This is a genomic window from Sphingomonas sp. (assembly GCF_039594485.1).
GTDB lineage: Bacteria > Pseudomonadota > Alphaproteobacteria > Sphingomonadales > Sphingomonadaceae > Sphingomonas.
Window position 1 is genome coordinate 18,287 of the sequence record NZ_JBCNNI010000032.1, and the last position, 23,743, is coordinate 42,029.

Below are 23,743 nucleotides of genomic sequence, written 5' to 3' on the forward strand. Positions count from 1 at the left end.
CGGGCTGGCGGGCCTGGCTTCCTACAGGCCCGCCGCCGCCTCGATGATCGGCACGAACTTCTCGGCGGTCAGGCTCGCCCCGCCGACCAGCGCGCCGTCGACATTCTCGACCGACAGCAGGGTGGCGGCATTTTCCCCCGTCACCGATCCGCCATACAGGATGCGCACGCCGTCCGCCGCATCGCCGATCAGCATGCGCAGCTTGGCGCGGGCGATGGCATGGATGCTGGCGACCTCTTCCGTCGTCGGGGTCCGCCCCGTCCCGATCGCCCAGCGCGGCTCATAGGCGAGCGTGAACCAACTGCCGTCCGCATTGTCGGGCACCGACTTCTCGATCTGCGCCTGCACCACCCGCTCGGCACGGCCCGCATTGCGCTCCGCCTCGGTCTCGCCGCAACACAGGATGACGTTCAGCCCGGCCCGACGCGCCGCCGCCGCCTTGGCCCAGGCATCCTGGCTGGTCTCGCCCTGATCCGCGCGCCGCTCGGAATGGCCGACGATGGTGAAGCGGGCCCCTGCCTCCTTCACCATCCCCGCCGAGACGCAGCCGGTATGCGCGCCGGAATCGCGTTCATGTACGTCCTCCGCGCCGATCGACAGGGTGGGCACCCGTTCGGCCGCCGGCGCGATCAGGGTAAAGGGCACCGCCATCGCCACATCGATCCCCGGTGCGGCGAGCGCCGCCTCCGCGATGGCGTCCAGTTCGGCCAGCGCCGCGCGCGAGCCGTTCATCTTCCAGTTGCCCGCCACCAATTTGCGCCGTGCCATTTCAGGGGCTCCTATCGAGTCTTCTGTTATACGCGTTCAACATCGATAGCGTATCGTGCGCGCGGCACAAGCTTGATGCGAGCGCGTGAGCCCCCTAAAGCACGTGCGTTTTTATTCCTTGCCGATCGGTCGTCCATGCTCAGCTTCTTCCGCCGGATCATCAATTCCAAGGCCGGCGTCGTCGTGACCTTCATCGTGCTGGGCGTCATCGCCATCGCCTTCGCGGCGGGCGACGTGTCCAACATCTCCGGCATGGCGGGCGGACTGACCGGCTCGTCCGTGGCCAAAGTGGGTGGCGCGAAGGTCACCGCCGACGACCTGCGCAACGCCGCACAGAACGAGGTGGCAGCCTATCGCCAGGAACAGCCGACGCTCGACATGGCGCAGTTCATCGCGGCCGGCGGGTTCGAGGGCACGCTGAAGCGGGAGATCACCGGCCTGGCGCTTGAGGAATTCGGCAAGCAGCAGGGCATGATCGTGTCGCGCCGCCTGATCGACGGGCAGATCGCCTCGATCCCGGCCTTTCGCGGCCCCAATGGCCAGTTCGACCCGGCGCTCTATCAGCAGCTTCTGGCCCAGCGAAAGATGACCGACGCGCAGGTCCGTACCGACCTTCAGCGCACGCTGTTCGCCCAGCAACTGACATTCCCGACCATCGGCGCGACCCAGATGGCGCAGCAGATGGCGCTGCCCTATGCCTCGCTGCTGCTCGAAAAGCGCAACGGCGAGGTCGGCTTCCTGCCGACGCGCCTGGTGCCGGCGAGCGCCGCGCCCAGCGACGCCGATATCCAGACCTTCTACACCCGCAACGTTCAGCGCTACACGCTGCCGGAACGTCGCACCGTCCGCTACGCGCTGGTCGACCCGGCCGCCGTCGCCGCCAAGGCGACGCCCAGCGAGGCGGAGATCGCCCGTTATTACCAGACCAACGCCTCGCGCTATGCCGCCACGCAAAAGCGTGACGTGACCCAGGTGATCGTCATCGACCAGGCGGGCGCGAACGCGCTGGCCGCCAAGACCAAGGGCGGCGCCAGCCTGGCCGAAGCCGCCCGCGCCGCGGGGCTGGAGGCATCGGTGCAGAAGGGCGTCGACAAGGCCGCCTATGCCGCACAAAGTTCGGCCGCGGTCGCCGATGCGGTGTTCGGCGCAAGCCAGGGTTCGATCGTCGGCCCGGTGCGCGGGTCGCTCGGCTTCGTGGTGGCGCGTGTCGATGCGATCGTTCAGGTGCCGGGCAAGACGCTGGCGCAGGCCCGTCCCGAGATCGTCGCCGAACTGACCAAGCAGAAGCAGGCCGCCGCCCTTGGCGAATTGCGCAACGCGATCGAGGATTCGCTGTCGGGCAATGCCACCTTCGATGAGGTGGTCGCCGACCGCAAATTGCAGGCGCAGACCACTCCGGCGGTCACCGCGCAGGGCCTTGCCCCCGATGCCCCGTCCTTCCAGCCGACCCCCGATCAGCGCGCGATGATCACCGCCGCCTTCACCGCCGAGCAGGGCGACGCGCCGCAGATCGTGCCGGTCGGCAAGGATGGCGGCTTCGCGATCGTCGGCCTCGGCCAGATCCAGCGCGCCGCGCCGCGTCCGCTGGCGCAGGTTCGCGCGCAGGTGCTCGCCGACCTGACCGCCGACCGGGCGCGTGCCGCCGCGCGCAAGCTGGCCAATGCCGTGCTCGCCAAGGTCAACAAGGGCATGACGATGGCGCAGGCGCTGAAGGAAACCGGCCTTGCCGTGCCGCCGGTCCGCCCGATCGCCGCCTCGCGCCGCGAACTGGCCGCCGCGCAGAATAGCCCCGCCGCCGCGCCGCTCGCGCTGCTCTTCTCCATGCCGCAGGGCAAGGCGAGAACACTCGAAGCCCCCGGTAACGAGGGCTGGTACATCATCCGCGTGACGAAGATCGATGCGGGCGATGCGACCGGCAACGAAGCCGCGATCCGCGCCACACGCGCCGATATCGGTCGTCTGATCGGCCGCGAATATGTCTCGCAGTTCGCGCGCGCGGTGGGCGACTCGATCGGCGTGAAGACCGATGCCAAGGCCGTCGCCAAGGTCCGCTCCGAGTTGCTGAACAATGGGAGCAACTGAGCCCTCCATGGCTGACGGTGCGGTCGCCCGGCTGGCCGGTGGCCGCCCCGTGCTCGTCTGGCGGCGGCAGATCGCCGATACCGAGACGCCGGTTGCCGCCGCGCTGAAGCTGATCGAGCCGGGCCGGGGCGACTTCCTGCTCGAATCGGTCGAGGGCGGCGCGACTCGCGGCCGCTACAGCCTGATCGGGCTGGCCCCCGATCTGGTGTTCCGCGCGCATGGGCATGAGGCCGCGATCAACCGCCACTGGGCGACCGATCGGGACGCGTTCGCGCCCTGTGCCACACCGACGCTGACCGCACTGCGCACGCTGGTCGCCGAATGCCGCGCCGATGTGCCGGAGGGGCTGCCCCCCGCGCTCGCCTGTCTGGTCGGCTATTTCGGCTATGAGACGGTGGGGCTGGTCGAGACGCTGGCGCAGCCTGAGGCCGATCCGCTGGGCCTGCCCGACATGATCTTCGTTCGGCCCACCGTCATCCTGGTCTTCGACCGGCTGGCCGACGCGCTCTACCTCGTCGCGCCGGTCTGGCCCGATGCGGCCCGCGATCCGGCACGCATGATCGGCGAAGCCGGGGAACGGCTGGACGCCACCGCTGCCCGCCTGGCCTCGACGGCGCTGCCCGCGCCGGTTCGCGCCGATTTGCCTGAGCCCGCTTATACGCCCGCGCTGCCCGCCGGTCGCTATGCGGAGATGGTCGCGCGCGCGAAGGATTATATCGTCGCGGGCGACATCTTTCAGGTGGTGCTGGCGCAGCGTTTCTCCGCGCCCTTCGCACTGCCCCCCTTCGAGCTGTATCGCAGCCTGCGGCGGATCAACCCCTCTCCGTTCCTCTATCATCTCGACCTGCCGGGCTTCTCGCTGATCGGGTCGAGCCCGGAGATCCTCGTCCGGGTGCGCGAGGGCGAGGTCACGATCCGTCCGATCGCGGGCACGCGTCCACGTGGGCGCACCAGCGCGGAGGATGCGGCCAACCGCGACAGCCTGCTCGCCGATCCCAAGGAACGCGCCGAGCATCTGATGCTGCTCGACCTCGGCCGCAACGATGTCGGTCGGGCCTCCTCATCAGGCAGCGTGCGGGTGACCGACAGCTATACGGTCGAATTCTACAGCCATGTGATGCACATCGTATCCAACGTGGTCGGCCGTCTGGGCGAGGACAAGGATGCGCTGGACGCGCTGTTCGCGGGCTTCCCGGCGGGCACGGTCAGCGGCGCGCCCAAGGTCCGCGCCTGCCAGATCATCGCCGAACTGGAGCCCGAGCGGCGTGGCGCCTATGCGGGCGGCGTCGGCTATTTCTCGCCCGACGGATCGATGGATTCGTGCATCGTGCTGCGGACCGCCGTGGTCAAGGACGACACCATCCATGTCCAGGCGGGTGCGGGCATCGTCGCCGATAGCGACCCCGCCTATGAGCAACGCGAATGCGAGGCCAAGGCGGGCGCGATGTTGGCCGCCGCGCGCGATGCCGTCGCACGGGCCGGTGAAGGGGCGTTCGGGCAATAGATACAGGCGACAGGGCTGACCGGCATCAACCCGACATGCCGCCCCTTAAGGGTGGGGTCCTCCGTCATCCGCAATGCATTGCGGAGGCCCTGTCCCAACCCCTCCCCTGACGGAGGGGGGTCTTCGCCGTCGCTATCCGATCATTCGCCGTTATCGGCGGGCGGGGTCTGCTCCGCGCGACGGGCGCGGCGTTCGGCCTGATATTGCTGGTTCCACATCATGCTGCATCCGCTCTGCCCACCCGTGCCGACCGGCGAGCAGGTGTCGGGAATGCCGCCGGCGACACGGCCAACCTGATCCATGGTCGCGGCGCGATTGACCCAGCTCTGATTCTGCGCAGGGATCGGGCGATTGTCGCGCAGCGCCTTGGGAATGCGGTATGGCTCGTCCAGCCGGCCGCAGACCACCACCTCCTCGGCGGTGCTCTCGGGGCATTTCTGGTCGCCGGTCAGGGTCACGTTTCGCACGCGCTTGGGCGGCTGGCCCGATTCGGCCTGCTGGTTGACAGCCTGCTGGTTCTGGGCCGCGGCCTGACCTTGGACGGCCTGCTGGGCAAACACCGCCCCGGGGGTCAGCAGCAGGGCAGCGATCAGAGCGGCACGAACCATGACGAAGAAACTCCTTTGACATCATAACGTCGGATGCCGCGCATGGCTCCACGATGAACGGCGCCACGAGGCGACGAATTTCAGGCGGAATTGCGGCCATCGGTCACCGCCCGCGACATTTCCCTCCCCTCCCACGTCCCATGCGGTCAAGCGGGCGTTGCACCGCCCGCACGATCAGCTATGGCGGTGTCATGATCCTGGTCGTCGACAATTACGACAGCTTCACCTGGAACCTCGTCCATTATCTTCAGGAATTGGGCAGCGAGGTGGAGGTCGTCCGCAATGACGCGATCTCGGCGGGCCAAGCGCTGTCGTCGGGGGCGCAAGCCTTTCTCATCTCTCCCGGCCCCTGCACGCCGACCGAGGCGGGCGTCAGCCTGGACCTGGTCGCCGCCGCCGCCGATGCGGGCCGCCCACTGCTGGGCGTGTGCCTGGGCCATCAGGCGATCGGGCAGCATTTCGGCGGGCTGGTGCAGCGCGGCGGGCTGATGCATGGCAAGACATCGCCGGTCCATCATGACGGGACCGGGCTGTTCCGCGGCCTGCCCTCCCCCTTCACCGCGACGCGCTATCACTCGCTGATCGTCAACGACGTGCCTGACAGCCTGGTGGTCAACGCCCGTGCGGAGGACGGCACGGTGATGGGATTCCGCCACCGGACCCTGCCGATCCACGGCGTCCAGTTCCACCCGGAGAGCATCGCCACCGAATATGGCCATGCCATGCTCGCCAATTTCCTGCGCGAAGCGGGCGTGGCGCATGACCTGCCCGAGCGGCTGCGCCCGCCGGTCGAGAATGCCGCGTGACCACCATCGCGCTGCTGCCCGATCCCGCCAGCCCCCTGTCGCGGGAAAGCGCCTATGCCGCGTTCGCCGACATTCTGGACGGCCGCGCCGATGACGCGGCGATCGCGACCTTCCTGATCCAATTGTCCGAACGCGGCGAAACCTCGATCGAGATCGCCGAGGCGGCGCGGGCGATGCGTGAACGACTGATCCCGATCGAAGCGCCCGCGGGCACGGTCGACGTCTGCGGCACCGGCGGCGACGGGCATCACACGCTCAACGTCTCGACCGCCGTATCGCTGGTCGTCGCGGCGCTGGGCGTGCCGGTGGCAAAGCATGGCAACCGCGCCGCCTCGTCCAAGGCGGGCGCGGCGGACACGCTGGAGGTGCTGGGCCTCGACATGAACCGCGCCGGGCAGATGGCGCAGGCGAGCCTGACCGATATCGGCATCGCCTTCCTCTTCGCGGCGAATCATCATCCGGCCATGGCGCGGATCACCCCGATCCGCCGGCGCATCGGGCGGCGGACGATCTTCAACCTGATGGGTCCGCTCGCCAATCCGGCGCATGTCCGGCGGCAGTTGATCGGCATCGCACGGCCCGACTACGCCCCGGTCTATGCCGAGGCGCTGTCGCAACTGGGCGCCGAGGCCGCCTTGGTGGTGTCGGGCGAAGAGGGGCTGGACGAACTGTCGGGTGCCGGCGCGAGCATCGCCGTGTCGGTCGGCGCCATCACCGCGCCCGCGACGATCACCCCGGAGGATGCGGGCCTTGCCCGCCATCCCATCACCGCCATTCGCGGCGGCGACGCCCGGCACAATGCCGAGGCGCTTCGCCGCCTTCTCGCCGGAGAGCCGGGCGCGTATCGCGACGCGGTTCTTCTCAACGCCGCCGCCGCGCTGCTGGTCGCGGGGCATAGCGCCGACCTGTCGCAGGGCGCGGTCGCCGCCGCCCGAGCGATCGACAAGGGCGAGGCCACGGCGCTTCTCGATCGATGGATTGCCTACCGATGACGATGCTCGACCGCATCCTGGAAACCAAGCGCGCCGATGTAGCCGCGCGCAAGGCGACGATGTCGCTCGCCGATCTGGACGCCCGGATCGCCTCCGTCTCCGCTCCACGCGGCTTTCGCGCCGCACTCGATGCCAAGACCGGCCATGCGCTGATCGCCGAGGTGAAGAAGGCCAGCCCGTCCAAGGGGCTGATCCGCGCCGATTTCGATCCCCCCGCCCATGCCCGCGCCTATCAGGCCGGTGGCGCGGCCTGCCTGTCGGTGCTGACCGACGAGCGCTGGTTCCAGGGAGCCGACATCTATCTGGAGCAGGCGCGCGCGGCGGTATCGATCCCGGTCCTGCGCAAGGACTTCATGGTCGACCCCTGGCAGGTGCACGAATCGCGCGCATTGGGGGCGGACGCCATCCTGATCATCGTCGCCGCACTCGACGACACGCAGATGGAGGAGATCGAGGCGGCTGCGATCGAGTGCGGCATGGACGCGCTGGTCGAAGTACATGATGCCGCCGAGATGGAGCGCGCCGCACGGCTGAAGTCGCGACTGATCGGGGTCAACAACCGCGACCTGCGCGATTTCTCGGTCGACTTCGAGCGGACCTATGAACTGGTCGGCCGTGCGCCGCAGGGCTGCACCTTCGTGGCCGAGAGCGGGCTGACCACCCGCGCCGACCTGGACGCGATGGCCGCGCACGGCATCCATTGCTTCCTGATCGGCGAGGCGCTGATGCGTCAGCATGACGTAGAGGCGGCGACGCGCGAACTGATCGGATGACCGGCCTCACCCATCTGGACGAAAGCGGATCGGCCCGGATGGTCGATGTCGGCGCCAAGACCGTGACGGCACGGCAGGCGGTGGCGCAGGGGCGGATCGCCATGTCCCGCGAAGCCGCCGCCGCCATTGCGGCCGGCAGCGTCCAGAAGGGCGATGTGCTCGCCGTCGCGCGGGTCGCGGGGATCATGGCCGCCAAGAAGACCAGTGACCTCATTCCGCTCTGCCATCCCCTGCCGCTGAGCAAAGTCGAGATCGAGTTGACGCTGGACGCGGACGGCGTGACCGCCACCGCCACCGCCGCCACCGCCGGGCAGACGGGCGTGGAGATGGAGGCGCTGACCGCCGTCTCGGTGACCTTGCTCACCGTGTACGACATGGCCAAGGCGCTCGATAAGCGCATGGCGATCGGCGATATCCGCCTGCTCTCCAAGACTGGCGGCAAGTCGGGCGACTGGCACGCCTGACACCGGGGAACGCGAGCGCCGACGGCGCGTCTTTTTCGCCAACAGGAGTGACCGTCATTCTTCTACCCGTTGCCGAAGCCCAGAAGCGCCTGCTTGCGCTGGCCAGCGACCGTCCGGTTATCGAAGTCCCGCTGCGGGAAGCCGCCGGACGCTGGGCGGCATGCGATATTCCGGCACGCCGGACCCAGCCGTCGAGCGACCTTTCGGCGATGGACGGCTATGCGATCCGCTTCGCCGACCTGCCCGGCCCCTGGACCGTCATCGGCGAAAGCGCCGCGGGACGCCCCTATGCCGGGCAGGTCGAAGCGGGACAGGCCACCCGCATCTTTACCGGAGCGGCCCTGCCGCCGGGCACCGACACGGTACTGGTGCAGGAAGAGGCCGGACGGGACGGCGCGACGCTGACGCTGGCGGGGGAAGGCCCGGCGTATCGTGGCCGCAATGTCCGGCGTTGCGGGCTGGACTTCATGACCGGCGATCGACTGATCGCGGCTGGACAGCGGCTGACCCCGGCGCGCATCGCGGTCGCGGCGACCGGCGGGCATGGCACCCTGCCCGTCCGCCCGCGCGTCCGCGTCGCCATCGCGGCGACCGGTGACGAACTCGTCGCACCGGGGATGGCCGATCCCATGGCGCTGCCCGAATCGAACGGCGTGATGCTCGCGGCGCTGCTGGCGGACCTGCCCGTCGACATCATCGACCTGGGCATCCTCCCCGACGATCTGGAGCAGTTGCGTGAAGCCTTTGCCGGGGTCGAGGCCGACCTGCTGGTCACGACGGGAGGGGCATCGGTCGGCGATCACGACCTGGTCCAGCCCGCGCTCAAGGCCGCCGGGGGAAGCATCGATTTCTGGCGGATCGCCCTGCGGCCGGGCAAGCCGATGATGGCGGGGCGACTTGGCGAGACGATCGTGCTCGGGCTGCCCGGCAATCCGGTATCGGCGTTCGTCACCGCAATCCTGTTCGTCAAGCCGCTGGTCGCGCATCTGGCGGGCGCAGCCGACCCGTTTCCGACGGTCATCCCCGCCGTGCTGGGCGAGGACCTGCCAGCCAACGGCCCCCGCATCGATTATCTCCGCGCCGCGATGATCGACGGCCGGGTCCATGCCGCCGCCATCCAGGACAGTTCGATGCTGCTGACGCTGGCCCGCTCGACCTGCCTGGTCATCCGTCCGCCCCATGCCCCGCCGGCCCATGCGGGCGACTCGGCGGAAATCCTGATGATCGCTTGACGCAAGCCATTCCGTTCCATATAAGTTCCACGTCTGTTCTGGACGGAGGATCGCGATGCTCACCGCAAAGCAGCATGAGCTTGTCTGCTTCATCAATGACCGTTTGAAGGAAACCGGCGTCTCGCCGTCCTTCGAGGAGATGAAGGAGGCGCTGGACCTCAAGTCCAAGTCGGGTGTCCACCGGCTGATCTCCGCACTGGAGGAACGCCATTTCATCCGTCGCCTGCCCAATCGCGCCCGCGCGCTGGAAGTGTTGCGGATGCCCGATCGACCGGAAAAACCCGCACCAGCGGCTCCCTCGGGCAATGTCCGCACCCTTGCGTCGCGCAGCGTGGCCGAACCCGCCAATGACGTGGTCGAGATTCCGTTGCACGGCCGGATCGCCGCCGGTGTCCCGATCGAGGCGTTCGAGGGCAGCTCGACCCTCGCCGTTCCTGCCGCGCTGCTGGGTTCTGGCGAGCATTATGCGCTGGAGGTTTCTGGCGATTCGATGGTCGAGGCGGGGATTCTGGATGGCGACTATGCGCTGATCCGCCGCACCGACGTCGCGCGCGACGGGCAGATCGTGGTCGCGCTGATCGACGATGCCGAAGCGACGCTGAAATATTTCCGGCGCGAAGGCTCGATGGTCCGCCTCGATCCGGCGAACCGGGCCTATGATCCGCAACGCTATGCCCCGGCGCAGGTGCGGGTGCAGGGCAAGCTGTCGGGAATCCTGCGCCGCTACGATTGAGGCGAAATCCCTGCCGTTCCGCCACGGCGCTGCCCGCCATGATAAATTTCTCACGGCGGGCCGGGATGGATCATTCCAGGGGGCATCAGTCCCCTTCCGCGCTCGACGGTGCCAATGGTGCCTGGGGCCCTGGAAACTGACGCCTTATCGTCCTGCGACGTGCGAACCCATTGTCCAGGGATGCCGGTCGCCGGGCTGTCGCACCATCTGCACCATCGGCGGTGCCAGCCGGATCGCCACGCCCCCGGTTTCGCGCAGAGCCACGCTATCCAGCTTCAGCCAGCGCGGGCGGCACGCATCGGGCAGACGGCGATCGGCGATGATGATATCCACGCTCTGGCACAGTCCGATCAGGCCCGCCCATGGCACCGCATAACCGCTCCGCGTCGCCGCAACGCGCCAGTCGCGCCCCTGCCGCCGGATCGCGGTGACGCACAAATCCGGCCCGCAACGCGCATCGGCCTGGTCGATCAGCGCGGTCGGCTCTGCCGAACTGCCACCGATTTCGGACAGCGAACCACGAATATAGTCCCCTGCCCTTTCGCGCAGCAGCGCGATGCCCTGCCCCTGGCGGATCGCGGCATGGCGACCGTCCCCCGTGACGATCAGGTCGGGCATCGGCGCGAGCAACATCGCGACCGATCCCGCCGCCAGCGGCGGCACACCCAGCCATCGCCCGCCCGTCCGCCACAGCGCGATCCACAGCCCGCCCATGACGGTCGCCGCAAAGGCCCAGTCGGGCGCCACCGCCAATGCCATCACCGCCCCCGGCATATCCGCCACCCGGTGCGCCAGCCATAACAGGGCGGACAGCGCGTGCTGCAGGAGCCACCAGAAGGGCGCGGCAAGCCCAAGCGGCTCCAGCAACAGCGCGATCATTTCCAGCGGCATCGCGACGAAGGTCGTCCACGGGATCGCGACGATGTTGGCAAAAGCACCGTACAACCCCGCCTTGTGAAAATGATGGACCGCGATCGGCAGCAATGCAGCCTCGACCACCAGCCCGGTGATCAGCAGCGCGCCCAATTGCCGCAATGCCGACCACCGCCAGTCGGGATGCGGCCCGAAACGGCGACGCATGGCGGGATGCTCGTGGAGTGCGACGATCGCGGTGATCGCGGCGAAGGAAAGCTGAAAGCTCGCCCCCATCAGCGCCTCGGGCCGGGCGATGAGGACGATCAACGCGCCCGCCGCGACCAGCCGCAGCGTCATCGCCTCGCGCCCCATCGCCAGCGCCGCCAGCACCAGCATCGCCGCCACGCAGGATCGGATGGTCGGCACCTCCGCGCCGGTCAGCCAGGTATAGCCGATCGCCGCCACCGCTCCCGCCGATGCCCCGACCAGCGGCAGCCGCAGCCGCAGGCCGAGCCACGGCCACAAGGCGAGCAGTCGGATCGTCAGGACCATGACGATCCCCACCACCGCCGTGATGTGCAACCCGCTGACCGACAGGAGATGCGCCAGCCCCGCGCGCCGCATCGCCTCGGCATCGGCCTCCGCGATCGCGCCGACATCGCCGGTGGCCAGCGCCGCCGCGATCCCGCCGGCACTGCCCGAGACGCGCTCAGTGATCCGCATCGACAGACGCTGCCGCAGGCCGCTACCCTGCGGCGTCGGGCTCAGGATCGTGACCGGCGCAAGGCCTCGCCCCGTTGCACCGATCCCCTGAAACCAGGCCGCCCGCGCAAAATCATATCCCCCGGGTGCGATGGGCCCGGCAGGCGGCATCAGCCGGGCGCGCAACCGGATCACTGCGCCCGGCCCCAGACCGGCCGGCACATCCTCCTGGTCGAGCGACAGCCGGATGCGTGGCGGAAGCGCCAGCGCCTGCCCCCGTCCGTCCCGCGCAAGCACGGGCCGAAGCATCACCCTCACCATGCGCCGCGCCGCCAGCCGGTCGATGCCGTCCACATGCGCCACCATCTCGGCCATGACGGGACGCGGCAGGATCGGCGCCGCGACCGATTCGGCGCGGAGCCAGGCCAGGACCAGTCCGACCGTGATCGCCAGGGCGGCCGTCCAGACCATGCGCGCCATCCGACCGCCATTGGCCCATGTCGCCGCCGCCAGGCCGCAAGCCGCCGCCATGCACAGCGCGGCGGTCCAGGCACGGGGATCGGGCAGGACGAACCATAGCGCGATGCCCGTGCCCAGCATGACCGGAATCCAGGCGCCGATCTGCGTCCGCTCCGCCTCGGCCCAGCGCTCCAGCATCGACGCCCACGGCATTTGGCGGCGCGGGCGCATGATGCTAGGGGCTGCGGCGGCTGAATGGGCCATCGAATCTTATGCTTGGGAGTATGCGCGGTTGAGCGCAACAGATGATATCGCCACGGGATCGACCGCCAACGGCGTCGTGACCCGCTTTGCCCCGTCGCCGACCGGGTTCCTTCACATCGGCGGCGCGCGCACCGCGCTGTTCAACTGGCTGTTTGCGCGTCACCATGGCGGCAAGTTCCTGCTGCGCATCGAGGATACCGACCGCGTCCGCTCGACCCAGCCCGCGATCGACGCGATCCTCGAGGGCATGCGCTGGCTCGGCCTGGACTGGGACGGGGACGCGGTGTTCCAGTTCGCCCGCGCCGACCGCCATGCCGAAGTCGCCCAGGAGATGATGGCGCGCGGCCATGCCTATCGCTGCTTCATGACGCAGGAAGAGATCGCGGCGCAGCGCGAGGCCGCACAGGCCGCCAAGCAGCCGCTACGTATTCGCTCGCCCTGGCGCGACGCCGATCCCGCCACCGCGCCCGAAGGCCAGCCCTTCGTCGTCCGCCTGCGCGCGCCGCGCGAGGGATCGGTCACGATCGAGGATCGGGTACAGGGCAGCGTCACGGTGCAGAATGCCGAGCTGGACGACCTCGTCCTGCTCCGCTCGGACGGCACGCCCACCTATATGCTGGCGGTGGTGGTCGACGACCATGACATGGGTGTGACCCACGTCATCCGTGGTGACGACCATCTGAACAACGCCTTCCGCCAGTTGCCGATCTACAAGGCGATGGGCTGGCCGGAGCCGATCTATGCGCATATCCCGCTGATCCACGGCGCCGACGGCGCCAAGCTGTCCAAGCGCCACGGCGCGGTCGGGATCGAGGCGTATCGCGACGAGATGGGCATCCTTCCCGAAGCGCTCGACAATTATCTGCTCCGGCTCGGCTGGGGGCATGGCGACGCGGAGATCATCGCCCGCGACGATGCCGTGAAGTGGTTCGATCTCGCCGCCGTGGGCAAGGCCCCGTCGCGATTCGACCTGAAAAAGCTCGAAAACCTCAATGGCCATTACATCCGCGAGGCCGATGATGCGCGGCTGGCGGCGCTGGTCACCGCTCGCCTGGGCGAGGACGATATCGCGCTGCTGACCGCCGCCATGCCCTCGTTGAAACCGCGCGCCGCCAATCTCAACGAGTTGGCGGAGGGCGCGCGGTTCCTTTTCGCACGTCGCCCGTTGACGCTGGACGAAGCTGCCACCAGCCTTCTCGATGAAAAGGCACGGAACATTCTCTTTTCCGTTCACGCCGCGCTTGACGCGGTGCACAACTGGGATACGGAGCTTTTGGAAGACGCGGTACGCAAAGTGGCCGAAGCCGAGGGCGTGAAACTCGGCCAGGTTGCCCAGCCACTCCGCGCCGCCTTGACCGGACGCAAGACGTCACCGGGGATCTTCGACGTGCTCAGTCTTTTGGGCCGCGAGGAAAGCCTGGGTCGGATCGCGGACCAGATGACCGCAGATAGGAAGGATCATTGAGTATGAGCGACACCGCGAAATTCGACATTGGCGGCAAACAGTTCGACTATCCGGTCATGTCGGGCTCGATCGGCCCGGACGTGGTCGACATCCGCAAGCTGTACGGTCAGACGGGTGCCTTCACTTATGATCCCGGCTTCACCTCGACCGCATCGTGCCAGTCGAAGCTGACCTATATCGACGGTGACGAAGGCGTGCTGCTGCACCGCGGCTATGCGATCGGCGACCTGGCCGAGAATAGCAGCTTCATGGAAGTCGCCTATCTGCTCCTGAACGGCGAACTGCCGAACAAGGGCGAACTGTCCGACTTCACGACCACCATCACGCGCCATACCATGGTGCACGAGCAGTTGGCGGCGTTCTTCCGCGGCTTCCGTCGCGATGCGCACCCGATGGCGATCATGTGCGGCGTGGTCGGCGCGCTGTCGGCCTTCTATCACGACTCGACCGACATCCATGACCCGGTGCAGCGCACGATCGCCTCGCATCGCCTGATCGCCAAGATCCCGACGATCGCGGCGATGGCGTACAAGTACAGCGTGGGCCAGCCCTTCCTGTACCCGGACAACTCGCTGTCCTACACCGGCAACTTCCTGCGCATGACCTTCGGCGTTCCGGCCGAGGCCTATGAGGTGAACCCGGCCGTCGAAAAGGCGATGGACCGCATCTTCATCCTGCACGCCGATCACGAACAGAACGCATCGACCTCGACCGTCCGTCTGGCCGGTTCGTCGGGTGCGAACCCGTTCGCGTGCATCGCGGCGGGCATCGCCTGCCTCTGGGGTCCGGCACATGGCGGCGCGAACGAAGCCGCGCTCAACATGCTGCGCGAGATCGGCACGCCCGATCGCATCCCCGAGTTCATCGCGCGCGCCAAGGACAAGAACGATCCGTTCCGCCTGATGGGCTTTGGTCACCGCGTGTACAAGAATTACGACCCGCGCGCGACCGTGATGCAGAAGACCGTGCGCGAGGTTTTCGACGCGCTGAAGGTCAACGATCCGCTGTTCGAGACGGCGCTCCGCCTCGAAGAGATCGCGCTGAACGACGAATATTTCGTCGAGAAGAAGCTGTTCCCGAATGTCGACTTCTATTCGGGCGTGATCCTGTCGGCGATCGGCTTCCCGACCGAGATGTTCACCGTGCTCTTCGCGCTCGCCCGCACCGTCGGCTGGGTCGCGCAGTGGAACGAGATGATCACCGATCCCGACCAGAAGATCGGCCGCCCGCGTCAGCTCTATACCGGCCCGACCCAGCGCGCCTATGTTCCGGTCGAGCAGCGCTAAACCATGAACCGGGTCCGGCCGATCCTGATCGCCATCGGCGTCATGCTGGCGCTGACCGGCGCGCTGTGGATCGGCCAGGGCCTGGGCTATATCCACTGGCCTCAGGAGAGCTTCATGCTCGGCCAGGGCGAATGGGCCGATCGCGGCGCCTTCGTCGCGGTGGCCGGGCTGGTGCTGATCCTGGTCGCCAGGCGGTTGCCCAGGCGGCGCTGAGCCGCTCTCCGGCACATGCACAAGGGGCTCCTCCGGGAGCCCTTTTTTTTATCGCGTGCGCAGGCGGAAGGTGAAGGTCGCGCCCTCGCCGGGCGCACTCTCGACGCCCAGATCCCCGCCCATCGCGCGCGCCAGGCGGCGGGCGATATACAGGCCCAGGCCATTGCCGCCGGGCTCGGTCGGGTCGACGCGTTCGAACTTCTCGAAGATGCGCGGCTGGTCCTCGGGCGCGATCCCCTTGCCGTGATCGGCGACGCGGACGACCGCCCATTCCTCCTCATCCGCGACCGAGACGAGCACCTCGCCGCCCCGCGGCGAATACCGCAGCGCGTTGCCGATCAGGTTGATGAGAATCTGGAGCGAACGTCCGAAATCGCCCAGGGCGGGCAGGCTATCCGCCGGACCCGGACGACTTACCGCGACTCCGGCCGCATCCGCCCTGACGCCGAGTAGCCCGGCGGCACGGCGCGCGACATCGGCCAGATCGATCGGGGTCGCGGCCAGCGTGAAATCGGGCTGCTCGATCGCCTGCAACTCGACCAGATTGTCGACCAGTCCGATCAGGTGCCGCCCGGCATGGGCGATGTCCGTCGCATATTCGGCATAGTCGCTGGCGATCGGGCCATCGGCGCGTGCCGCGATGCTGTCGGCATTGGCGACGATCCGCGCGAGCGGGGTGCGCAACGCCCGGTCCAGCCCGGCGGTGAAGCTGTCGGTCAGCGGTGCGGCCCTCGATGGCCGCGCGCCTTCGTCCTCGTCCGGCGGATCGATCAGATAGGTCGCGCCCACCAGTCCCGCGATCCCGCCCATGCCATCGTGACGGATCGCCGCCGACAGCCGGACCGGCGCGTCGGTCGGACGCAGCCTGGCCCCCCGTCCGTCGAGCGGGGTGGAATCGCTCAACAGTCCCGGCCCGCTCGCGCCGTCCAGGACGAACAGGGCATTGAGCGGTCGCCCCAACATCGCGGTAGCATCGAAGCCGTGGCGGCACCCTGCATCGGGCGAGAGGAAGGTCAGGCGCAGGGCCGCATCGGCCTCCCACAGGAAATCGGCCCCGGCCGCCGCATAGTCGCGTGGGGTCGCGCGCGGCCGCCAGGCGGCACGATCGCGCCAGCCGCTGACGCTCAGGCGGATCTGGCCGGTTTCGGGGCGGGCCTGGACCCAGAGATCGAGGTCGCCCTCTTCATCCGCGACGCACACCTTGCGCGATACCGCGATGCCCAGTCGTCGCGCCAGCCGCACGATTCGCGCGATCGGCGCCACCGCCAGCCGGTCCTCTGCCGCCCCGCCTGCGCGGATATGCAGCAACTCGATCGGTGGATCGGCGGACAGGATCCGATCGCTGCTGTCGAGGATGGCACGCGCCACCATCGACTCGCCGGGGCTGTCCATCGACGTCATCGGCGAGGCTCGCCGTCCAGCCGATCGATGGCCTCCCGAAAGGCGGCGGGCAGCATCAGCGATGATAGGGCACGACGGGCATCGGCGGGTGATACCGCCATGATCGCGTCCAGCGCATCCGCGAATTGTTCGACATCGCGCCGCCCATCCGCGTCGCTGAGGCACAGTCCGATCCGCGCGATCGTGGCCCGGTCCATGTCCAGCATCCTCAGGAGCAGCCACAGCCGATCGCCCTCGGGTTCCAGCACGATCTCCCGCACATCGCGGTCATCGAGCCGGGCCGCATGGGCGATGAAGGCGATGAACACACCCAATTGCCGGTCGGACAGGCATTCGATCAGCAGGTCGGGCAATTCGGCCACCCGCGCATCGATCGCGGCCACCAGACGGCGCGCGGCGGTTCCGGCGCGTTCGCCTTCGCCGCGCGAGGCGATCAGGCGCTCTGCCGCCCCCGCCAGCGCATGGTCGACGGCCGGGTCATCGCCGTCCCGCAAGGCCGCCGCGACGTTCCAGACCAGCGGCCGGTACAGCATGTCCGGCAACCCGAGCCCCTCCCCACCGGCACGAATCTGCCCTTCGGATGACAGGACCGCGCGCGCGGCCGAGGCGACGATCCGGTCGGGTGATTCGGTCAGGCGGACGAGCAGACTGGGGGCGTCGCTGGCGAGCGACTCAGCCGGCAGCGCATCGGACAACAGGGTCTGGCGCAACTGGGCGAGAATCTCATCGACCAGAAGCGGATCGGCCACCAATCCGGCGCGCCGCAACCGCGCCATCGCATCGATGGGGGGCAGCGCGGCACCGTCGCGCCCCTCATCGGCGATCAGGCGAGCGGCCTGATGCCGCAGATCGCGCGCGATCGTCTCGACCAGATCGGCCAGTCGCCGGGTCAGCATCAAGCGAAGCTGGTCGGTCAGCCGGGCTTCATCGTCCAGCAGCATGTCGATGACCGCGCCGTCCCGGCGGCGCGCCGCGCGCGCGCCAGCCCGCCTGACGCGCGAGGACAAGCGCGAGCGTTGCCAATTATCGGCTGAATATGGGTCCGGTTCGACCGCCATGAGGCATGGCTAATCCCTTTGATGTTAAAGCGACACTAAACTTGCGCCCGCAATGTCTCGATTGCGGACACCAAAGTGACGATCGCATAGACGGTCGTCAGCGCCAGCCCCCACAACGTCACCCCCAGCATCGCCGCGGGCAGGATGACGAGCAGATAGGCGGGCGGGCTCGCCCACCAGCGGCGACGGAAACGATACAGCCCGGCACGCTCGGCCAGGATGGCGAAGATGATCAGCATCAGCGCCAGGACCGGCCCCATATCCTCGCCCCATAGCCGGTAATGCTGCCAGCCCAGGGCCGCGATGGCGAGTGCGGCGAGCAGCGCGATCGCCGCCGACTGAACCCGCGCCACATTCTGTTCGTCGCGCAGACCGGCCAGCGTCTCACCCAGCCCGAGCCCCAGTGCGCCGAGGATCGTCACGCACAGCCCCAGCGCGGGAAAGCCCGCAAAGATCAGGATCAGCCCGACCGCGCCCACCCCGGCCCCCGCCCCGCCGGCGACGTGCGAGGGCACGGCCCGTTCGACCAAGCGCGGCAAGGCGAGGCGGGCGACCGGTGCCAGGATATAGCGATCGAACCAGCTTCGCCGTCCCGCCACCAGCCGCGCGACGACCGCACGGCCGCGCGCGTCCAGTGTTTCGGCACGATGGACGATACCATGGCCCGCTTTTTCCGCGTCGCCCGGCAACAGGATATGCGTGGCACGCGCCTGCGCCGCCATCCGCAGGAGCGTGGATTGCAGGTCATAGTCGCGGGGCAGCGCGGCGACCTCCGCCACGCGGCGCGGGTCGAGTCGGGCGACACCCGCCCAGGCCATCTGCCCCCCGACCCGCTCCAGCCCGGCCTCGGCCCCCGCCTCGGGCACGACCATCAGGGCATCGGTGCCGGTGTCGCGCAGGACGATCGCGATCGTATCCTCGGTCGTGATCAATCCGTCGGCAAGCACGACCAGACGCGACAGCGGGTGCAATTTCTCCGCCGCCTCCACCGCGCTACGCACCGTATCGACCACGACGCCACGCTGCGCGATTCGTGCGATCGCACCCAGCAGCTCCGGGGTCAGACGGGCAACGACGATAATGATCTGCGCCGCGCCCGCCGCGATCAGCAGCCGCGCCTGATATTCGATCAGGGTCACGCCCGCGAACGGCAGGGTCGCCGTCAGCCGCCCCGGGCGGTCATCTGCATCATCAATCGCGAATAAAAGGCCGGACAACATCCTGTGCTGTTAGGGCTTTGCCGACATCCTTGCCAGCCCCGTCGGAGGCGGTTCAACCGATCAGAGGCGCGCGACGTGATCCCCGATCCGCTCGAGCAGATCGGCGTCGGGCGCGTCCAGCCCGGCCGCTTGCCCGGCCAGCGTCATCAGGGGCAACGCACTGACACTGGCCGCCAGCCCCTTCAGGCGAAGCGCAGCCTCGCGCCATTCCCCGCCGACCTGCGCCATATGCATGGCCTCGACCGCCCGGGTCACGCCGTCCATGAACGCCCGACGCAAATCCTGGATCAGCGCAGGCTCGTCACCCGCAACCGCCGCCAAAGTGGAGTCGATCGTTCCATGGTCATACGTCATGGCGCTCCCATAAACCCAAGCACTGCCCGCACGGAATAGCGCAATTCGCTTTCTGCCGCCGCCAAACATGATAAACCGACCCATTGTGACACGGGGGCTCGGATGATCGTGGATTTGCGCGTGGAGCGTCAGGACAGGTCGGACTTGGCGGACCAGCAGCGGTCGGATGACCCGGCCTGCACCCCGCAACCCTATGCCGAAACCGTTGAATCTCCATCATTTCCCTTATCATCCAGCCCTTGGTTGGATGACAGTGAACGCGCCATGGTCGAGGAGGCACCGGCGCCCTCGCTCTGGCCGCTGGTGGTGGCGATCGGGGCCGGCATGCTCTGGGCGGGTATTGTGCTTGCCTGGGGGTGGCGGATGACCCCGGCCTTCACCCCCGCGACGCTGGCTCCCATCCTGACGCTGGCACTGGCCGGGCCGATGCTGATCGCGATCCTGTGGCTGGTGGCACAGCGCAGCAGCCGCGCCGAGCAGCGCCGTTTCGCCCTGACCGCTCGCGATATGCGCGATGAGGCGGCGGCGCTCGAACGCGCGGTCGGGGCGATCGGCCGGGCGCTGGAGGCCAACCGGTCGGAATTGTCGGCACAGGCGATCGCGCTGTCCGAAATGGCGCAGGCGGCGGAAACCCGCTTCAACGCCATCGCGCGCGACCTTTCGGACGACATCCAGATGGTCGAGGCCCATGGCCGGACGCTGGCCGATGTCGCCGGGACCAGCCAGGCCAGCCTGACCCAGTTGCTCGACGCCCTGCCCCGCGCGGCCGGTGAAGTGGGCGAGGCCAGCGACCGCATGGCGGAAGCGGCGCGCGCGGCCGAGACGCACGCCGCCGCGCTCGATGCGCAACTGGTCGCGCTGGGCCGCCGGGGCCAGGATGCCGACACGATCGCCAGCGGTGCCGCCCAGCGGCTGGCCGCGCATATCGAGCAGATGGAGACGACCAGCCGAACCGCCGGCAACCATCTGGAAAAGGTCACCGCCAATGTCGCGACGACGATCGACGCACTGCTCGATCGCACCGCAGAGGCGATCGAGACGTCGCGCCAGGGCATCGCCGCACAGGGCGAGGCGATGCTGGCGACGATCGGCGCGAACCAGGCCGCGCTCGACAGCGCGGCCCGCGACAGCGCCGATGTGCTGGCCGAGCGGATCGGCCGGGTCGATGGCGCGATCACCCGCCTGACCGCCGAGCTGGAGGCGCAGCGTGTCGCGGGCGAGGCGCTGATCGACACGCTCGACACGCAGCTTGACCGCGTGGAAGCGCGCATCGCCGTGCTCCATGCGCAGGGCACCGAGAAATCGCAGATGCTCGCCGCCTCGATCAGCGCGCTCGGCGGATCGGCGGATGCGATGACCGGCGCGCTGGAGGCCGGAGAAACCATGGCCAACCGCGTCATCGGCACGACCGAGACGCTGCTGATCGCCCTCGACGCCGCAGCGCGAGAGATCGATGAGACGCTCCCGGAGGCGCTCGGGCGGCTCGACCAGCGGATGCGGGCCAGCCACGAAGTCGTGGTGGAAACCAAGCCGGAGTTGCTGGCACTGGTCGCCGCCGCGGAGAGCACCCATGAAGCGATCGAGGCGATCGCCGACGTCATCGCCGAACAGCGCCAGACGCTGGAGAATTTGTCGGGAAGCCTGCTCGAAACCCTGTCGAGCGGCCGCGCTAAGGCCGATGCGCTGGGCATGATGGTCGACGAGACGATCGAACGCTCGCACCGTTTCGCCGACGAAGCCGCGCCCAAGCTGGTCGATGCCCTGTTGCGCGTCCGCGAGACCGCCGCCACCGCCGCCGACCGCGCCCGCGAAACGCTGGCCGAGGTCATTCCGCAGGCGGCGAGTGCGCTGGGACATGCCAGTGCCGAGGCGATGCGCCGCGCGACCGGCGATACGGTCGAGCGACAGGTCCATGCCATTGTCGACGCCACCCAGGAAGCCGTCGACGCCGCCACCCGCGCGACCGAAAGGCTGGCGCGCCAGGCAGATATCATCGCGGAAAAGACCGCGCTGGTCGAAAGCCGGATCGATGAGGCGCGGACCGAGCGCGAGGAAGCCGACCGCGACAGCTTCGCCCGCCGTGCCTCGCTGCTGGTCGAGTCGCTCAACTCGGCGTCGATCGACATCGCCAAAATCTATGCGCCCGAGGTGACGGACAGCGCCTGGGCGGCCTATCTGAAGGGCGATCGCGGTGTCTTCACCCGCCGCGCGGTCCGCATCCTGGACTCGCATCAGGCCCGCAACATCGCCGAGCTGTACGACGAGGACGTGAAATTCCGCGAGCATGTGAACCGCTACATCCACGATTTCGAAGCGATGCTTCGCGGTGTCCTGAACCAGCGGGACGGATCGCCGCTGGGCGTGACCTTGCTGTCGTCGGACATGGGCAAGCTCTATGTGGCGCTTGCCCAGGCGATCGAGCGGTTGCGGTAAAGATCATCCTTCCCTTGCGGGATAGGCCTCTGAACGTCGATCGGGCCCGGGGCCGTATCAGGCGCCTCGGCTCACCCCGCTCCAGTCGAGCATGTCCGCCGTGATCCAGCCGAACACATAATTCAGATAGAACAGGCCGAACAGGATCGTGGCGACGATGGTCGTGCGAAGGAAGAAGCGGCCGACCAGAAAGACATGCGGAGCACTCTCGGCCGTGCCGGGGATATGCTCCGCGCCTGCCTCGTGCGCGGTCCTGACCCCGAAGGGCAGGACCAGGAACACGGCGAGGAACCAGAACAGGACGTAGATCGCAAGGGCCGACGTCCAATGCATGGCCTTACCCCTCGATCAACAGCACGTCGACGATCGGCTTCTTGCCCGTCCAGCGGGTCGCGACCTTGCGCACCGAAAGACGGATATCCTCGCGCAGCTTGTCGGTGGCGCGGCGCGGGCCGTCCACCGCCTTGGCCGCCGCAGCGACCGCTTCGGCGATAAAGGCATCCCGCTCATCCTCGACGGGCACGCCTTGCACGCGAACCTGCGGGCTTCCGACCAGACGTCCCTTGGCGACCGCGACGCCGACCGAAATTTGGCCGTTGATCGCCAGCTTGCGCCGCTCGTTCATCGTCGAGCCGTCCGAGGGCAGGATCACATCGCCGTCCAGCACGAGCCGGCCGACCGGCGCCTGGCCGATCTTGGTCGCATTGCCGGGCAGCAGACGGACGATGTCGCCGTCCGACTGGACCAGCGTGGCGGGCACGCCCTGCGTCGTGGCGAAGCGGGCATGCTCCATCATATGGCGCATCTCGCCATGCACGGGCATCAGCGTGCGGGGACGCAGCCACTTGTACATCTGCGCCAGTTCGGGTTGCCCCGGATGGCCCGAGACATGGACATGCGCCTGACGCTCGGTGACCATGCGGACGCCCTTGCCCGCCAGGATGTTCTGGATTCGGCCGACCGCCGTCTCGTTGCCCGGAATCTGGCGCGCGGAGAAGATCACCGTGTCGCCGGTGTCGAGCCGGATCGTGTGGCTGCCCTCTGCGATGCGCGACAGCGCGGCGCGCGGTTCGCCCTGCCCGCCGGTCGCGACGATCAGCACGCGGTCCTTGGGCAGCCGCATCGCGGTTTCGGGGTCGACCGTCTCCGGGAAGCCCTTGAAGTAACCACAGGCCTTGCCGACCTTCAAAATCCGGTCGAGCGAACGCCCGGTGACGCACAGCTTGCGGCCCGTCTCCTTGGCGACTTCGCCCAGCGTCACCAGGCGCGCGGCGTTGGAGGCGAAGGTGGTGACGACCACCCGCCCCTTGGCCTTGGCGACCGTCTCGGCGATGCCGGGTCGAACGCTGGCTTCCGAACCCGACGCCTCGGTGTTGAAGGCGTTGGTGGAATCGCAAACGAGAATGTCGACGCCGCGATCGCCGATCGACGACAATTGGGCGGGCGACGCGGGCTTGCCGATCACCGGGGTCTGGTCGAGCTTCCAGTCGCCGGTGTGGAATACCCGGCCCACCGCCGTTTCGATCAGCAGCGCATTCGCCTCGGGGATCGAATGCGAAAGCGGCACGAAGGTGAAGTCGAACGGGCCGACCTCGAACGCCTTGCCCGGCTCCATGATGCGCAGCTTGACGCGGTTGGCGCTGCCCTCTTCCTCCAGCTTGCCGCGCACCAGCCCGGCGGTGAAGGCCGTGGCGTAGATCGGTACGCCCAGATCCTCGGCCAGATAGGGCAATGCGCCGATATGGTCCTCATGACCATGGGTCAGCACGATGCCGACCAGATCGTCCAGACGGTCCTCGATGAAGCTCAGGTCGGGCAGGATCACGTCGATGCCGGGATAGGCCGGATCGGCAAAGGTGATGCCGCAATCGACCATCACCCACTTACCTTCGGTGCCGTACAGGTTCACGTTCATGCCGATTTCGCCCGATCCACCGAGCGCGCAGAACAGCAATTCTTTCTTGGGAGTCATTCACTTCCTGACAATAGACGCCCCTCCCGCTGAAAGCGGGTTCGGGGCGATAGGGGTGCGCCGGTCAGGGCGCGGTCATCTCTTCCTGCGGATCGGGAC

21 protein-coding genes are annotated in these 23,743 nt (G+C 68.3%); 12 read left to right on the top strand and 9 right to left on the bottom strand.

The genetic code is table 11. The features are described 5' to 3' along the window. Positions 1–21 precede the first annotated feature (21 nt). Positions 22–768, bottom strand: coding sequence for a triose-phosphate isomerase (gene tpiA, locus ABDV78_RS14735; protein WP_343528162.1), 747 nt, complete (start codon positions 766–768; stop codon positions 22–24). Between the two features lie 135 nt (positions 769–903). Here tpiA and ABDV78_RS14740 point away from each other — a divergent pair, with 135 nt between their 5' ends. Beyond that, a complete protein-coding gene (locus tag ABDV78_RS14740) occupies positions 904–2,850 on the top strand; it encodes a SurA N-terminal domain-containing protein (protein WP_343528163.1) in 1,947 nt (648 codons plus the stop codon). A 7-nt stretch (positions 2,851–2,857) separates the two neighbouring features. Then, positions 2,858–4,354 (top strand): anthranilate synthase component I, encoded by a 1,497-nt coding sequence (trpE, locus tag ABDV78_RS14745; protein WP_343528165.1) that lies wholly within the window; start codon positions 2,858–2,860, stop codon positions 4,352–4,354. A gap of 140 nt (positions 4,355–4,494) precedes the next feature. Here trpE and ABDV78_RS14750 read toward each other — a convergent pair whose 3' ends face one another. Then, complete coding sequence (locus ABDV78_RS14750; RefSeq protein ID WP_343528167.1) at positions 4,495–4,962, bottom strand: hypothetical protein; 468 nt, start codon at positions 4,960–4,962, stop codon at positions 4,495–4,497. 191 nt (positions 4,963–5,153) lie between these two features. On the opposite strand from ABDV78_RS14750, the gene ABDV78_RS14755 reads away from it, so the two are divergent. Genes ABDV78_RS14755 through lexA form a run of 6 tightly spaced genes read left to right on the top strand, consistent with a single transcriptional unit; the run spans position 5,154 to position 9,962 of the window. Then, positions 5,154–5,768 carry an aminodeoxychorismate/anthranilate synthase component II gene (locus ABDV78_RS14755; RefSeq protein WP_343528202.1) on the top strand — a complete coding sequence of 205 codons (615 nt, stop codon included), beginning with the start codon at positions 5,154–5,156 and terminating at the stop codon, positions 5,766–5,768. Next, complete coding sequence (trpD, locus tag ABDV78_RS14760) at positions 5,765–6,760, top strand: anthranilate phosphoribosyltransferase (protein ID WP_343528169.1); 996 nt, start codon at positions 5,765–5,767, stop codon at positions 6,758–6,760. Before ABDV78_RS14755 ends, trpD begins: the two co-directional genes overlap by 4 nt. Continuing rightward, positions 6,757–7,533, top strand: coding sequence for an indole-3-glycerol phosphate synthase TrpC (gene trpC / locus ABDV78_RS14765; RefSeq protein WP_343528170.1), 777 nt, complete (start codon positions 6,757–6,759; stop codon positions 7,531–7,533). Before trpD ends, trpC begins: the two co-directional genes overlap by 4 nt. Then, positions 7,530–7,997, top strand: a complete 468-nt coding sequence (gene moaC, locus ABDV78_RS14770) for a cyclic pyranopterin monophosphate synthase MoaC (RefSeq protein WP_343528171.1) — start codon at positions 7,530–7,532, stop codon at positions 7,995–7,997. Before trpC ends, moaC begins: the two co-directional genes overlap by 4 nt. Before the next feature lie 47 nt (positions 7,998–8,044). After that, positions 8,045–9,229 carry a gephyrin-like molybdotransferase Glp gene (gene glp / locus ABDV78_RS14775; protein WP_343528172.1) on the top strand — a complete coding sequence of 395 codons (1,185 nt, stop codon included), beginning with the start codon at positions 8,045–8,047 and terminating at the stop codon, positions 9,227–9,229. Positions 9,230–9,284: 55 nt separating this feature from the next. Continuing rightward, a complete protein-coding gene (gene lexA, locus ABDV78_RS14780) occupies positions 9,285–9,962 on the top strand; it encodes a transcriptional repressor LexA (protein WP_343528174.1) in 678 nt (225 codons plus the stop codon). A 144-nt stretch (positions 9,963–10,106) separates the two neighbouring features. Here the strand turns inward: lexA and ABDV78_RS14785 are convergent, their stop codons facing one another. Then, positions 10,107–12,209, bottom strand: a complete 2,103-nt coding sequence (locus ABDV78_RS14785; protein ID WP_343528176.1) for a ComEC/Rec2 family competence protein — start codon at positions 12,207–12,209, stop codon at positions 10,107–10,109. A 61-nt stretch (positions 12,210–12,270) separates the two neighbouring features. Here ABDV78_RS14785 and gltX point away from each other — a divergent pair, with 61 nt between their 5' ends. Genes gltX through ABDV78_RS14800 form a run of 3 tightly spaced genes read left to right on the top strand, consistent with a single transcriptional unit; the run spans position 12,271 to position 15,206 of the window. Beyond that, the gene (gene gltX / locus ABDV78_RS14790; protein ID WP_343528178.1) at positions 12,271–13,707 is read left to right on the top strand and encodes a glutamate--tRNA ligase; all 1,437 of its coding nucleotides are present in this window, start codon (positions 12,271–12,273) and stop codon (positions 13,705–13,707) included. Between the two features lie 2 nt (positions 13,708–13,709). Continuing rightward, positions 13,710–14,993, top strand: coding sequence for a citrate synthase (locus tag ABDV78_RS14795; protein ID WP_343528179.1), 1,284 nt, complete (start codon positions 13,710–13,712; stop codon positions 14,991–14,993). Positions 14,994–14,996: 3 nt separating this feature from the next. After that, positions 14,997–15,206 (top strand): hypothetical protein, encoded by a 210-nt coding sequence (locus ABDV78_RS14800; protein ID WP_343528181.1) that lies wholly within the window; start codon positions 14,997–14,999, stop codon positions 15,204–15,206. Between the two features lie 48 nt (positions 15,207–15,254). Here the strand turns inward: ABDV78_RS14800 and ABDV78_RS14805 are convergent, their stop codons facing one another. From ABDV78_RS14805 to ABDV78_RS14820, 4 genes are all read right to left on the bottom strand, one after another. After that, entirely contained in the window at positions 15,255–16,598 is a 1,344-nt protein-coding gene (locus tag ABDV78_RS14805) for a HAMP domain-containing sensor histidine kinase (RefSeq protein ID WP_343528183.1), read from the bottom strand. 5 nt (positions 16,599–16,603) lie between these two features. Then, entirely contained in the window at positions 16,604–17,614 is a 1,011-nt protein-coding gene (locus ABDV78_RS14810; protein WP_343528185.1) for a hypothetical protein, read from the bottom strand. Between the two features lie 86 nt (positions 17,615–17,700). Continuing rightward, positions 17,701–18,804 (bottom strand): hypothetical protein, encoded by a 1,104-nt coding sequence (locus ABDV78_RS14815; RefSeq protein WP_343528186.1) that lies wholly within the window; start codon positions 18,802–18,804, stop codon positions 17,701–17,703. Between the two features lie 141 nt (positions 18,805–18,945). Further along, positions 18,946–19,239 carry an Hpt domain-containing protein gene (locus tag ABDV78_RS14820; RefSeq protein ID WP_343528188.1) on the bottom strand — a complete coding sequence of 98 codons (294 nt, stop codon included), beginning with the start codon at positions 19,237–19,239 and terminating at the stop codon, positions 18,946–18,948. 243 nt (positions 19,240–19,482) lie between these two features. Between ABDV78_RS14820 and ABDV78_RS14825 the strand changes: the two genes are divergently transcribed. Then, complete coding sequence (locus ABDV78_RS14825; RefSeq protein WP_343528189.1) at positions 19,483–21,672, top strand: hypothetical protein; 2,190 nt, start codon at positions 19,483–19,485, stop codon at positions 21,670–21,672. A 57-nt stretch (positions 21,673–21,729) separates the two neighbouring features. On the opposite strand, the gene ABDV78_RS14830 is transcribed toward ABDV78_RS14825, so the two are convergent. After that, a complete protein-coding gene (locus ABDV78_RS14830) occupies positions 21,730–22,005 on the bottom strand; it encodes a DUF1467 family protein (RefSeq protein ID WP_343528190.1) in 276 nt (91 codons plus the stop codon). Between the two features lie 4 nt (positions 22,006–22,009). Further along, positions 22,010–23,644, bottom strand: a complete 1,635-nt coding sequence (locus tag ABDV78_RS14835; RefSeq protein ID WP_343528191.1) for a ribonuclease J — start codon at positions 23,642–23,644, stop codon at positions 22,010–22,012. Positions 23,645–23,743 lie beyond the last annotated feature (99 nt).

Excerpts from the sequence above, each read along its gene's own strand:
- lexA (WP_343528174.1), top strand. The coding sequence starts at position 9,285 with ATGCTCACCGCAAAGCAGCATGAGCTTGTCTGCTTCATCAATGACCGT.
- ABDV78_RS14830 (WP_343528190.1), bottom strand. The coding sequence starts at position 22,005 with ATGCATTGGACGTCGGCCCTTGCGATCTACGTCCTGTTCTGGTTCCTC.
- ABDV78_RS14800 (WP_343528181.1), top strand. The coding sequence starts at position 14,997 with ATGAACCGGGTCCGGCCGATCCTGATCGCCATCGGCGTCATGCTGGCG.
- ABDV78_RS14785 (WP_343528176.1), bottom strand. The coding sequence starts at position 12,209 with ATGCGCCCGCGCCGCCAAATGCCGTGGGCGTCGATGCTGGAGCGCTGG.
- ABDV78_RS14750 (WP_343528167.1), bottom strand. The coding sequence starts at position 4,962 with ATGGTTCGTGCCGCTCTGATCGCTGCCCTGCTGCTGACCCCCGGGGCG.
- ABDV78_RS14795 (WP_343528179.1), top strand. The coding sequence starts at position 13,710 with ATGAGCGACACCGCGAAATTCGACATTGGCGGCAAACAGTTCGACTAT.
- ABDV78_RS14820 (WP_343528188.1), bottom strand. The coding sequence starts at position 19,239 with ATGACGTATGACCATGGAACGATCGACTCCACTTTGGCGGCGGTTGCG.
- ABDV78_RS14755 (WP_343528202.1), top strand. The coding sequence starts at position 5,154 with ATGATCCTGGTCGTCGACAATTACGACAGCTTCACCTGGAACCTCGTC.
- trpC (WP_343528170.1), top strand. The coding sequence starts at position 6,757 with ATGACGATGCTCGACCGCATCCTGGAAACCAAGCGCGCCGATGTAGCC.
- moaC (WP_343528171.1), top strand. The coding sequence starts at position 7,530 with ATGACCGGCCTCACCCATCTGGACGAAAGCGGATCGGCCCGGATGGTC.
- ABDV78_RS14835 (WP_343528191.1), bottom strand. The coding sequence starts at position 23,644 with ATGACTCCCAAGAAAGAATTGCTGTTCTGCGCGCTCGGTGGATCGGGC.
- tpiA (WP_343528162.1), bottom strand. The coding sequence starts at position 768 with ATGGCACGGCGCAAATTGGTGGCGGGCAACTGGAAGATGAACGGCTCG.
- ABDV78_RS14805 (WP_343528183.1), bottom strand. The coding sequence starts at position 16,598 with ATGGACAGCCCCGGCGAGTCGATGGTGGCGCGTGCCATCCTCGACAGC.
- ABDV78_RS14740 (WP_343528163.1), top strand. The coding sequence starts at position 904 with ATGCTCAGCTTCTTCCGCCGGATCATCAATTCCAAGGCCGGCGTCGTC.
- trpE (WP_343528165.1), top strand. The coding sequence starts at position 2,858 with ATGGCTGACGGTGCGGTCGCCCGGCTGGCCGGTGGCCGCCCCGTGCTC.